Here is a 912-nt window from a genome sequence, read left to right as displayed (position 1 = left end):
TTACGTCACGCCGAACGAAGCAGAGGAGATCTTCTATACAATCCTGAACGATGATAAAAAAGCAGCCTGACTATTGAACCAAAAACTCTCCGGTAAACCCGGGGCGGTTCATTAGTCGTTACGCGCTCATGCGAACTTGGCCAGCGCCTGAAATGTCGCGGCCGGGCTGTGTCTGGACGCACGCCCTTTTGCTCGAGCCCTCATTATTCGAGGAGATGTGTGATCTTTCGATGCTTCGTCTTCTGATGGCGCGACCGCAGGGGGATGGTGATCGGGAACGCTATCGCAGAGGCCTCGTGGTGCCCATTTCGACTTGCGACGTATCCAGTCGACGCACGAGCACGGCCATAGACTTGGTGCCCGCACTGCTCAGCGCACTTTACGGAGTGGCTAACGGAATCGTGAGCGTGGATGAACCAGGTGATCTCGACGATTCCTTATTCGCGGTCTGGTCGCAGCAATGGCCGCGCCTCCGTCGCAACCTCCGCTTTCAAACAGCTGCGGCACGCGATCTCCAGTTGTCGGGTGGTGCGAGATTCGACGTGAGTGTGATGCTGCGGAACTCAAGCTCTCACTCAACGATATCGTCCACACCAGAAGGGTCTTGGCTGCCAGCGGCCGCGTCAGATGTCGAGCGACCAGACGGCAACCTGCGACGTTTCCTCTGGCGCTACGGTGCAGACGTGCGAAGGCAACGCGGATCTTTCAGGCCGCTCGTCGAGGTGAAACTCCTACACGACGTGTCGGAGCCGGACGCAGGCTCCCGAGTGCTCGGGATCGTGACTGAATCGTTCCCTAACCTGTAGAAGTTTGCACTTGATCTGACGTACGGCTTGGAATGGCCGATCGGGGTACTACGCGTTCCTGTGGTGTTCGGTGTAGCGCCCTATATCTTTTTCGCGGGCGTTATGT

1 protein-coding gene is annotated in these 912 nt (G+C 57.5%); it reads left to right on the top strand.

The annotated features are described in order from the left end of the window. Positions 1–110: 110 nt before the first annotated feature. On the top strand, positions 111–806 hold the full coding sequence (locus HLH25_RS20830) for a GAP1-N1 domain-containing protein (RefSeq protein ID WP_375289012.1): 696 nt from the start codon (positions 111–113) through the stop codon (positions 804–806). The last annotated feature ends 106 nt before the right edge of the window (positions 807–912 follow it).

The organism is Gluconacetobacter dulcium (genome assembly GCF_014174165.1).
In the GTDB taxonomy this organism is placed as follows: Bacteria; Pseudomonadota; Alphaproteobacteria; order Acetobacterales; family Acetobacteraceae; genus Gluconacetobacter; species Gluconacetobacter dulcium.
The sequence above is the reverse complement of the archived record's forward strand: the minus strand, read 5'-3'. Positions and strand labels throughout refer to the sequence as shown.